Source organism: Aeromonas sp. R4-1, from assembly GCF_040908325.1.
Classification (GTDB): Bacteria; Pseudomonadota; Gammaproteobacteria; order Enterobacterales; family Aeromonadaceae; genus Aeromonas; species Aeromonas veronii.
Genome location: NZ_JBFODM010000045.1, coordinates 1 through 4144 on the forward strand (window position 1 = coordinate 1; position 4144 = coordinate 4144).

Annotated in this window: 2 protein-coding genes and 1 pseudogene; 2 read left to right on the plus strand and 1 reads right to left on the minus strand. The window is 54.8% G+C overall.

The genetic code is table 11. The features are described 5' to 3' along the window. Positions 1–799: 799 nt before the first annotated feature. Positions 800–1652, minus strand: a pseudogene (locus AB5Y90_RS07445) (IS5 family transposase). A 201-nt stretch (positions 1653–1853) separates the two neighbouring features. Between AB5Y90_RS07445 and istA the strand changes: the two are divergent. Both istA and istB read left to right on the plus strand, forming a co-directional pair. Further along, the gene (gene istA / locus AB5Y90_RS07450; protein ID WP_059296349.1) at positions 1854–3395 is read left to right on the plus strand and encodes an IS21 family transposase; all 1542 of its coding nucleotides are present in this window, start codon (positions 1854–1856) and stop codon (positions 3393–3395) included. Between the two features lie 14 nt (positions 3396–3409). Further along, on the plus strand, positions 3410–4144 hold a 735-nt coding region (gene istB / locus AB5Y90_RS07455), incomplete at its 3' end, for an IS21-like element ISAs29 family helper ATPase IstB (RefSeq protein WP_368166492.1).

Genomic DNA, 4144 nt, shown 5'->3' on the forward strand with positions numbered 1-4144 from the left:
GCATTTACGGGAGAAAAAATCGGCTCAAACATGAAGAAATGAAATGACTGCGTCAGCCGAGAAGAATTTCCCCGCTTATTCGCACCTTCCCTAACCCAAGACGCATGCGGGAAATCAATGACTATGTTTTCCACTGGGTTTTATCACTCATTACACCGACATCCTGTCTGAAAAAATCTGATGGGCTAACCATACCAGAAAGCTTTAAATGAGCCCATCATTGTGATCACCCTCCTCGAACCTGAACGAGCCCCCTCAGGACGACTTGCTCGATAACTACTTACTACCGTTCATACAATCTGAACGTTAAGGTTTGTCTACGATGAAGACGATGGCCTGAGCTTTAAAGCCATAAGTGTCTGAATATATTATATTTTCAATGGTATGTGTCACACTGCATCAAATTTATAGTAACAATAGCCAAAGCCCCGAACACATCTACAGAGACACCTTCAGGCACAGTGTTCAGATCTAATCGCCTGGCCTCCCCAAACAACCTAGTGGTGTGCTGTTCGAGAATCTCATCCAGCTCTAAAGATGAGATGGATCTTCTCCAGCGAGGGTGAGCCTTAAAGTCCTCTATAACGCAGTGTTGCAAGCATAAATGTGGGACTTCGACCCACCCGCCTGAATCAACGGAGGTATGTACCTTGGCTTGAAAAATGACTCTGACCATCGTGAAACATCCAGATGCAAAAACTGGGAGACTTGATGATATGAGGTTAGTTCATTAATGACAAACAAGTTAACTGCGGAATGGCTTTTTGCTAGGATGGTCGAATAAAACTAGGCTGTGTTCTCAAAATGCTGGTTTTCTGTCCACACATAACTCGCGCAAGTAGCGAAGGCAGAATGCCAGTTTGATAAAGGCTGCAAAACTCTTGGCTAGCTTTTCATATCTCGTTGAAAACCGGCGAAACTTCTTCAACCAACCGAAGCACCGCTCCACGACATTGCGCCTGCGGTAATGCACCTTGTCCAGTACCAATGGACGCCCCTTATGGCGCCGTTGCTGGTCGCTGCGTTGCGGAATGACCGCTTTTATCCTTCTCCGCCGTAGCTCGGCTCGAAAGGCTTTGCTGCTATAGGCCTTGTCTGCGGCAAGATGCGCTGGCCGTGTTCGGTAGCGACCTGATGACGTTGGTATCCTCGCCATGGCCAACGCGCTTGTTGCATAGCTGATTTCTGCTGATTGCCCCGGTGACAGGCAGAAGCTCAGTGGTAAGCCATGACCGTCCGTGACCAAGTGAATTTTGCTGCCGAAACCTCCCCGCGAACGGCCAAGGGCTTGATTCATTGAGGTGTTTTTTTACGTGCACCGGCAGCATCTTTGGATGCTCTGACATTGGAGCCGTCCAGGCACCACAGGTCGAAATCGATGAGCCCTTCTTCATTGAGCTTGAGTTGCAGCGCTTCCAGAATGGCATCAATCCGGCCTGCATCCTGCCAACGCCGGAAGGTGTTGTAGACCGAATTCCATGGTCCGAAACGTTCTGGAAGGTCTCGCCAAGGAGCTCCGGTGTGGAGTATCCAGAGAATGCCATCGAGCACTTGGCGCGTTTCACGGGTAGGGCGCCCGATCAGGCTTCGAGAAGGAAACAGGGCTCGATAAGCCCCCATTGTGCATCAGTCTGCATATTCCGGCCGATCATGAACACCGATTCCGGTTCAACGTGAACACCATTTCCGGACCAATGTGAACGCTCATTCCGGCTCAACCTGAACACTTTGCTCCTCCTTTCCGGAAACAGTGTTCAACATCCCGGAATCACTGTTCACATTCACCGGAATCATCCTTAACGCATTGATTTAACAACCTTTGATACGCTCTCCCTTTTGCCAGGGAAGAGCCTATGTCTGCCAAGAGGATTGCAATGCGTAAAATTCGTGAAGTGCTGCGACTGCGGCTGGAAGCTGACCTCTCTGTTCGCCAGATAAGTTGCTGCACCAAGGTCAGCGTTGGCTCCATCCAGAAACTCCTCAAAAGTGCCCAGACGCTCGGCCTGACCTGGCCCTTACCTAGCCAGCTTGATGATGGCCAACTGGCGGCCCTGTTCTATCCGCAGGCCGATACCACCATCTCGGCCCGCCATGTTGTACCGGATTGGCCCTCTGTCCATCAGGAGCTCAAGCGTAAGGGGGTCTCCAAACAACTGCTCTGGGAGGAGTACACCCAGCGCTATCCCAACAGCTGTTACAGCTACTCCCAGTTCTGCGACCGTTACAAATCCTGGTGTCAGTTGCAAAAGCGCTCCATGCGCCAGATCCACAAGGCGGGGGAAAAGCTCTTTATCGACTACTGCGGGCCCACGGTGCCCATCGCCTCGCCCTCCACGGGGGAGGTCCGTCAGGCCCAGATCTTTGTCGCCGTGCTTGGTGCGTCCAACTACACCTTTGCCGAGGCTACCTGGTCACAGTCACTGCCGGACTGGTTGCAAAGCCATGTCCGTGCCTTTGAGTTTTTCGGCGGTACACCTGCACTGCTGATCCCCGACAACCTCAAAAGCGGTGTCAGCAAGGCTTGCCGATACGATCCCGAGCTCAACCCCAGCTACCAGCAGTTGGCCGAGCACTATCAGGTGGCAGTGATGCCAGCTCGCCCTTACAAGCCCAAGGATAAAGCCAAGGCTGAGGTGGGTGTGCAGATCGTCGAGCGCTGGATCCTCGCCCGCTTGCGCCACCAGACCTTTTTCTCGCTGGCCGAGCTCAACCAGTGCATCCGGGCCTTGCTGGACGAACTCAACGAGCGCCCGTTCAAGCAACTGCCCGGTAACCGGCGCGAGGCGTTTGAGCAGTTGGACCGCCCGGCGCTGGGACCACTGCCGGTGCATCCCTATCGCTATGTCGCCATCAAAACGGTCAAGGTCAACATCGACTATCACGTCAGCTATGAGCAGCACCACTACTCGGTGCCACACCAGTATGTGGGCCAGCAACTGGAGCTCCATGCTGGCGACACTTTGCTTCAGGTCTATCACCAGCAACAGCTGGTCGCGAGCCATCCGCGTAAAACCATCCCGGGGATGAGCACGATCCCGGAGCACATGCCGGAACGCCACAGCAAGCAGCAACGCTGGACGCCAGGCCGTCTCAAGCAGTGGGCTGCTGATATCGGACCGGGCACCTTGTGCTGGGTGAGCGAACGGCTGGAAGAGAAAGCCCATGTCGAGCAGGCATACCGACTCTGCCTGGGGCTACTGAGTCTTAGCCGGGAGTATCCGCCATCACGGGTCGAGGCCTGCTGTCAGTTGGCTAATCGGGAAGGACTGGTGCGACTCAAACAGCTCAAGTCGGTGCTGACCAGTGGCCGCGACCAACTGCCCGAAAGCCCGCTGAGCTACCCAGAGTTACCGCAAGAGCACGAGAACATCCGTGGCCCCCAGAGCTTCCACTAAAGAGGATACGCCCCATGACCCAACAAACCCTGACCCGCCTGAGAAACCTGAAACTGACCGGCATGGCGGATGCAGTGCAACAACAACTGGAACAGGCCAGTACCTACGAAGGGCTGCCCTTCATCGAGCGTCTAAGCCTGCTGGTCGAACACGAACAACTGAGCCGGGAGCAACGTAAACAAGCTCGGCTAGTCAAGCAGGCGCGGCTCAAACTCCAAGCCACGGTGCAAGAGGTGGACTACCAGTCTGCACGCAACCTGGAGCGGTCACAGGTTGCAAACCTGGCCCAAGGAGAGTGGCTGCGCCGAGGCCAGAACCTGCTCATTACCGGCCCCTGTGGCTGTGGAAAAACCTACCTGGCTTGTGCGCTGGGCTACCAAGCCTGTCAGCAAGGGCATAGCACTCGTTACTACCGGCTGCCGCGTCTGCTACTTGAGCTGAGCCAGGCCAAGGTAGATGGCAGTTACGCCAGACTGCTGGGTCAACTGGCCAGGATAGAGCTACTGGTCCTCGATGACTGGGGACTGGAAGCGGTGAATGCCGAGCAGCGCAACGCCCTGCTGGAGATCATGGATGATCGGTACGGGAAATACTCGACGGTAGTAGTCAGTCAGCTGCCAACTGAAGAGTGGTACGCGAGCTTGGGTGACAACACCCTGGCAGATGCGATCCTGGACCGGCTGATGCACAACGCTCACCGGCTGTCACTGAAGGGAGAATCGATGAGAAAGAGGAGAAGTGAGTTGACC